This is a genomic window from Blautia glucerasea, from assembly GCF_020537505.1.
GTDB lineage: Bacteria > Bacillota > Clostridia > Lachnospirales > Lachnospiraceae > Blautia_A.
The window spans coordinates 91,377-97,376 of the sequence record NZ_JAJBMO010000012.1; the positions used below are offsets into that span (position 1 = coordinate 91,377).

At 46.7% G+C, this 6,000-nt stretch carries 2 protein-coding genes; both read right to left on the reverse strand.

What is annotated here, in order from left to right:
- Positions 1 to 112: 112 nt before the first annotated feature.
- The gene (locus LIQ05_RS11310) at positions 113 to 886 is read right to left on the reverse strand and encodes a hypothetical protein (protein ID WP_226820672.1); all 774 of its coding nucleotides are present in this window, start codon (positions 884 to 886) and stop codon (positions 113 to 115) included.
- Positions 887 to 1,104: 218 nt separating this feature from the next.
- Positions 1,105 to 6,000: Cna B-type domain-containing protein (locus LIQ05_RS11315; RefSeq protein WP_226820674.1), on the reverse strand; the 4,896-nt coding region annotated here is incomplete at its 5' end.

Consider the following 6,000-nt stretch of genomic DNA (forward strand, 5'->3'; position numbering starts at 1 on the left):
TTCACAGATCAAAAGATATCTACAGATTCATAGTAGCACGCCCAAATTCAAAATACAAGAAGGACCTTCTGATTTCTCAGAAAGTCCTGCATCTGCTTGTTGTTATTGAATTTTAGAAGTTAAATCCTACGGATTTCAGCGTTCCGTCTGAGGACTCTGCGGTTACATCCTGGGCTACTACGCCTTCCTCGGTTTCCTGGATGTGAAGAGCACTCTGGGTTGTGTTCTCTTCTGCTGCAACATCTTTGAACTCGATGTTGATCACAACTGCTTCGTCTGGAACTTCGATCTCAGTACCGTCTACTGTGAAGGTTACATCATAGAAGGTGTACTCGTCATCTTCTGTTGTGCCAAGGTCTCTGATGGAAGCCTGTTTTGCTTCTTCGTATTTCTCGCTGCCGGCTTCAAGCTTTACAGCGTTCATTTCTGCGTTTTCTGGAAGAGCTGTCTCATCGAAAACTTTTGCGGTAATGATAACTTCCTCGTTCTCAAAACGGAAATCGTAAGCAGCTGTAGTTTCCTCTGCCTCGCCAACCTCACCTGTTCCATCTGTAAATTCAGCTGTCTCAGCTTCTGCGGAGCCATCTGTGAATCCATCAACAAAAGCCTCTTCTTCCTGGGCAGATTCCTCTATCTGGAACTCTTCCTGGGCTTCTTCTGCCTGAACCTCCTCAGTCTGTGTGGCTTCTGGCTGAACCTCTGTCTGAGTCTGCTCCGGCTGAACTTCTTCTACATATACAGCTTCATCACCTGCGTTAAAAGCATCCATCTCCGCAAGTGTCTCAGCATCTGTGAAACCTTCTGCGGAAGCTGCTGTATATCCAGTGGCCAGCATTGCTGCTGACATCATAACTGCCATTGCTTTTTTTAATGTATTCTTTCTCATAATGGAAACCTCCTGAAATCTATTAAGCTATTTCCAAATGTAATATCCTTTAATTTAACTTCATTATACCAGCAGGGCTGTTTCGTCAACTCTTTCTTCGGGATGTTTTTTGACTTTTTTTTGCAGAAAAAAGGCGATCCGCTTTGTGTGCGGACCGCCTTCCTTTGTACCTGCCATGTTATGGTTTCTGATCTGTCCAGAAATCTTTTCATGCCTTATTATCTTTTGTTTCTTCTGCGGCGTCTCTCTGTCTCAGCAGCAAGCATTGCGGCTGCAAGGAGAAGCATCAGATAGGTTCCGATCGGTGTGTCGTCTCCGGTCTTCGGTGATTTGCCGCCGTAGCTGCCGGAATGATCTTCGGAACCACCGCCATTTCCGTCATCAGAAGAAGGTGTTGGAGTTGGGGTCTCTGTAGCTTCTTCCTGGTTGGTAATAACTACTTCTGCTGTCATATTGGTATCATCGATTGTAACGGAGTCTGCACTTACGGAAACTTTATATCCAAAGTCTTCGGATCCTGCAATTGGTTTTCCGTTGGAATCGGTTTCGATTACGTACAGAGTTACCTTTGTTCCTGGCTGGGCAAGACCAACATTGATAATCTCGCTTACTTCGTAACCACCATCCATCTTGAGTTCGATAATATTCTGCTCAACCTGCTGTGAAAGCTGTGTATGAGCTGCGTCATCAAAGATACCTGCATAAAATACTTTATCGCTGTTCTTGGTATCTCCGTCTGCTCCCAGAACTCTCTTAGTAATTGTCAGCTGGCCCTGTCTGTAGAAACCGTCTGGCGGGAAGCTACTGAATACGTTTTCGAAGGAAACAGTTGTTGTTCCATCGGCTTCAGTTACTGTTGTGGAGTTACCATCGCCAAATACTGCTTCATAGGTGGTTCCATCTGCAAGCGCTCCAATAACCTGAGAAATTCCGTCTTTTGTACACTCTGCAATGTAGTAGGTCTTTCCTGCCTTAATATTCTCTGAGAATACTACGGTGGAAGCATTTGAATTCTTGAACTCAAGAGCTTTTATATCAGATACTCTCTGTGTGCATTCTTCATCAGAATACAGGGCTACGTAGAAGGTCTGATCTTTTGCTACCAGATTTTCACCTACATAGGTAAGTTTCTTGGTTACTGCAATAGATGCGGATGTTGCCAGGCTATCCTGTACCAGCAATACGCCATCTTTGGAAACAGTTGTTGTCTTTTCGGTATCAACTGTTCCGTCTTCTTTCAGCACAAATGTGGTGTCAGTTGTAAGTAAGTATCCATCTGGAGCTACCGTCTCACGAAGGGTGTAGGTTTTACCGGTTTTCAGTTTCTCGGTAACGTGAGCTTCCTTAGTAGAATCCCACTCGTCTACGATATTTCCATCCCCGTCAATGATCTGGATGTGAGCACCTTCCAGCTCTTCTCCATCCGAAATATCTACTTTGCTTACTTTTACAGAAGTTCTGCTGTCTTCTACCAGAAGTCTTCCATCATCTGCGATGGTTGTGCTGGTATTGTCCTTGTCAAGAGTTCCGTCTTCTTTCAGCACAAAGGTTGTGTCAGCTGTAACTGCGTAGCCGTCTGGAGCTACGGTCTCACGAAGGATGTAGGTCTCACCGGTCTTAAGACCTGTTACTTCATGTGATTCCCAGGTGGAATCCCACTCATCTACAACATTTCCATCCTTGTCGATTACCTGGATATGGGCACCTGCCAGCTCTTTCTGGTCGGTAATATCCACTTTGCTGATCTTGACGGAGGTAATTGTGTTTGTTATAACAAATCCTTCGGCAGCATCTCCTGTTACTTCAGAAATGTAACCAGTTGTTTCGCTGGTTTCTTCTACGGTGTAGACGATATCTTTTCCAGCTTTCTTCTGGTCAAGATCGGACCATGTGTAAGTCCACTTGTTCTCTGCATTCAGGGTGATTTCCTCGCCGCTGTTCTCGCCATCTGCTTTCAGCTGAACTTTGATTTCTTTCGGTCTATGGCCGTCGCGGTCATTGTTGTCAGCCCATGCTTTGGTAACTGTGACGCTGGTTTTTCCTGGTGCATAGCTATTTGTGATATCGTAGCCGGTGATCTCGGTTGTGTAATCTGCAACTGCATCCTCGGTTACGGTGTATGCAATTTCTTTTCCAGCCTCATATTTCGGCAGGTTTTCGAAACTGTAGGTCCAGTTTCCATTTTCATCTGCAGTTACGGTCTTGCTGTCTTTCTCCTCGCCATTTGCAAGAAGTCTTACCGTGATGCTCTCCGGACGTTTGCCGTCCTGGTTGTCTGCATCGTTCCAGGTCTTGGAGCCCTTCACCTCAGTTGTCTCGGTTGTGTAAGCGTTGGTGATGTTAAATCCGTCTACACTTGTTTCGTAGCCTTCCACAGCTTCCTCGGTTACGGTGTAGGTGATTTCTTCACCATTTGCATATTTCGGCAGATCTGTGAAGGTGTAGGTCCAGTTTCCTGCTCCGTCTGCGGTTACAGTCTGACTTGCTGCGATCTCGCCGTTTGCAAGAAGATTGATGATAATACTCTCTGGACGCTTGCCATCCTGATTGTCTGCGTCGTCCCAGGTCTTGGTTCCGGTGATGGAAACAGTTTCTGGAGCGTAGGTGTTAGTCAGGGTGGTTACGGTTCCATTCTTGCTGTTATCGGTCAGTTCGTAGCCTTCTGGAAGAGCTTCCTCAGTCCAGGTGTATTCGATTGCTTTTCCATTTGCTTTTTCCGGAAGATCAGATACAGTCTGTGTCCAATTGTTCTCGGCGCTCAGGGTGACTGTCTCACCGATTGCTTCACCGTCTGCAAGAAGACTTACGGTGATGCTCACCGGACGTTTTCCATCTTGGTTGTCTGCGTCGTTCCAGATCTTGGTTACCGTTGCACTGGTCTTTCCTGGAGTGTAGCTGTTGGTGATGTTATTGCCATCATAGGTTGTAGTGTAATCAGTTACTTCCTCCTCAGCTACGGTGTAGGTGATTTCCTGGCCGTTTGCATATTTTGGCAGTTCTTTGAAGGTGTAAGTCCAGTTTCCTGCTTCATCTGCGGTTACGGTCTGGCGATCTTTTTCTGCTCCGTTTGCAAGAAGGATTACGGTGATACTTTCTGGGCGCTTGCCGTCCTGGTTGTCGGAATCGTTCCAGGTCTTGGTTCCAGTAATCTCAGTGATCTCTGGCTGGTGAGTGTTGACGATATTGTTGCCATCAAGCTCTGTGGTGTAGCCTTCAACTGCATCCTCGGTTACGGTGTAGGTGATTTCCTGGCCATTTGCATATTTCGGAAGGTCTGTAAAGCTGTAGCTCCAGTTTCCGTCTGCATCAGCGCTTACGGTCTGGCTCGTAAGCAGAGTTCCGTTTGCAAAAAGGTTTACAGTAATGCTCTCTGGACGTTTTCCATCCTGATTGTCTGCATCATTCCAAGTCTTAGTTCCGGTGATGAAAGTAAGCTCTGGTGTATGAGTGTTGGTCAGAGTGGTTACAATTCCGGTCTTGGAAGTTCCTGTCAGGCTGTAGCCTTCTGGAACATTAACCTCGGTCCAGGTGTAGGTGATATACTCTCCATCTGCTTTTTCCGGAAGACCAGTTACAGTCTGGGTCCAGTTGTTAGCAGCGTTCAGAGTAACCGTTGTGTCGGTTGCTTTTCCGTCTGCAAGGAGAGCTACGGTAATGCTCTCTGGACGAATGCCATCCTGGTTGTCAGCGTCAGCCCAGATCTTGGTTACAGACGCGCTGGTCTGGCCTGGGGTGTAGCTGTTGGTGATGTTGTAATTATCATCAGTAGTTGTTGTGTACTCAGGTACTGGAATCTCGCTTACAGTGTAAGTGATTTCCTGGCCGTTTGCATATTTCGGAAGATCAGTGAAGCTGTAGGACCAGTTATCCTTAGCTGTCACGGTCTTGGTAGCTGTGATTTTGCCATCTGCAAGAAGGTTAACAGTGATGCTCTCTGGGCGCTTTCCGTCCTGGTTGTCTGCATCATCCCAGGTTTTGCTTCCCTCTACCTTGGTTGTCTCTGGGGTATGGGTATTTGTGATGATAAATCCGGTCTCAGCATCCCCGGTCACTACAGTTGTATATCCAGATACCGTTCCGACCTCTTCTACTGTATAGGTGATATCCTTTCCGGCCTTCTTTGCATCCAAGCCGTTCCAGGTATAGGTCCACTTGTTTCCTTCGTTCAGGACAACTGCTTCTCCCTTGGCTGTTTCATCTGCATACAGCTGCACCTTGATCTCTTTCGCACGCTTTCCATCCTGGTCGTTGCTGTCATTCCATGCCTTGGTCACGCTGATGCTGGTCTTTCCTGGTGTATAGCTGTTGGTAATGTTATAACCGTTAATCTTGGTTGTATAATCCGGCACTGTATCCTCAGTTACCGTATATACGATCTCTTTTCCGTCTGCATACTTCGGCAGGTCTGTAAAGCTGTATTTCCAGCCATCATCTGCTGTCACAGTCTTGCTTGCGGTTTCTTTTCCGTCTGCAAAAAGTCTTACGGTAATGCTTTCTGCTCGTTTTCCGTCCTGGTTGTCTGCATCATCCCAGGTCTTGGTTCCCTCTACCTTGGTTGTCTCTGGGGTATGGGTATTTGTGATGATAAATCCGGTCTCAGCATCCCCGGTCACTACAGTTGTATATCCAGATACCGTTCCGACCTCTTCTACTGTATAGGTGATATCCTTTCCGGCCTTCTTTGCTGCCAAGCCGTTCCAGGTATAGGTCCACTTGTTTCCTTCGTTCAGGACAACTGCTTCTCCCTTGGCTGTTTTATCTGCATACAGCTGCACCTTGATCTCTTTCGCACGCTTTCCATCCTGGTCGTTGCTGTCATTCCATGCCTTGGTCACGCTGATGCTGGTCTTTCCTGGTGTATAGCTGTTGGTAATGTTATAACCGTTAATCTTGGTTGTATAATCCGGCACTGTATCCTCAGTTACCGTATATACGATCTCTTTTCCGTCTGCATACTTCGGCAGGTCTGTAAAGCTGTATTTCCAGCCATCATCTGCTGTCACAGTCTTGCTTGCGGTTTCTTTTCCGTCTGCAAAAAGTCTTACGGTAATGCTTTCCGCTCGTTTTCCGTCCTGGTTGTCTGCATCAACCCAGGTCTTGGTGCCCTCAACCTT